The organism is Oleiphilus sp. HI0125, assembly GCF_001635355.1.
Genome location: NZ_LWGF01001461.1, coordinates 1 through 792, shown reverse-complemented (window position 1 = coordinate 792; position 792 = coordinate 1). Strand labels below are relative to the sequence as shown.

Annotated in this window: 1 protein-coding gene and 1 pseudogene; one reads left to right on the top strand and one right to left on the bottom strand. The window is 45.7% G+C overall.

The genetic code is table 11. The features are described from left to right. The first annotated feature begins 135 nt into the window (after nt 1–135). Nucleotides 136–567: a secondary thiamine-phosphate synthase enzyme YjbQ gene (locus A3762_RS24745; RefSeq protein WP_068753823.1), complete on the top strand. Its 432-nt coding sequence runs from the start codon at nt 136–138 to the stop codon at nt 565–567. Here the strand turns inward: A3762_RS24745 and A3762_RS24740 are convergent. Then, a pseudogene (locus A3762_RS24740) lies at nt 564–792 on the bottom strand (ABC transporter ATP-binding protein); the annotation flags it as partial. The gene A3762_RS24745 and the pseudogene A3762_RS24740 sit on opposite strands and share 4 nt — an antisense overlap.

Below are 792 nucleotides of genomic sequence, written 5' to 3'. Positions count from 1 at the left end.
TGCTTGGCTTGTCATCTTAATTCCTCTCGTTTTATCTCGGCACGGCACTAGGTTTTGAGTCTTCCTAGTGGCCAGTGCCTTTTTCTTTCTGGCACACTAGTCTCTCGTGTAAATTGATTGTTGGGTGAGAGCATTATGTGGCTTCAACGTACGATTCGGCTAAAAGCGCAAAAAAGAGGCTTTTATCTCGTTACGGATGAGATTGTTCAGCAAGTACCTGAGATAGCAAACTTCGAAGTCGGGCTTGCACACTTATTCATCAAACATTCTTCTGCGTCTTTATGCATTAATGAAAATGCAGATCCGAGTGTGCGCAGAGACATGGAACGTTACTTCTTAAAGCTTGTTCCCGACGTGGGGCAGGGGAGTTTTGTTTATGAGCACGACTACGAAGGTGCTGACGATATGCCAGCACATATTAAGTCGGTCATGCTTGGATCTTCTCTGACGATTCCGATCACTAATGGGCGTCTTGCTCTAGGCACATGGCAAGGTATTTATCTTGGTGAACACCGTATTTCAGGCGGACCGAGAACGCTCATCACGACCCTGCAAGGTGACTCTTAATCGCCAATAAATCCGCCAGATTGACGTTGCCATAACTGAGCATAAATGCCATTTTTGGCAATCAGCTCTAGGTGCGATCCTTCTTCAACAATACGCCCTTCATCTAGCACGATTAAGCGATCCATCGCGGCGATTGTTGATAAACGATGCGCGATCGCAATAACGGTTTTACCTTCCATTAATTTATAGAGGCTTTCTTGAATCGCAGCTTCGACTTCAGAGTCG

Coding starts and splice junctions, on each gene's coding strand:
- A3762_RS24745 (WP_068753823.1), top strand. CDS start 136: ATGTGGCTTCAACGTACGATTCGGCTAAAAGCGCAAAAAAGAGGCTTT.